1 protein-coding gene is annotated in these 244 nt (G+C 33.6%); it reads right to left on the minus strand.

What is annotated here, in order from left to right:
- Positions 1 to 244 (minus strand): hypothetical protein (locus ACPYOM_RS23520; protein ID WP_481347834.1); only part of this gene is annotated, 244 nt, incomplete at both ends.

Genomic DNA, 244 nt, shown 5'->3' on the forward strand with positions numbered 1-244 from the left:
CTGTTAAGCAATTCTATGATTTTAGAATAAAGGGTTAATATCTGAAACTTTTTTATAAGTTTAAGTACAAAAATCACTGCAGAATCATTGGTGCTTTCCAGCCATTTTCCAATGGTAGCATCAGAATTTTCTGGTATTGATGGTATAGAAAGGAGCAACCTCAGCTGCTGCCATTCCGAAATTTTTGAACTAAATTTTTCCAGAAAATGCAAGCCTTCAAAACCTTTGAATCTTACCATTGCAT

The sequence above is a fragment of the Monashia sp. HAY1-2A genome (assembly GCF_056755315.1).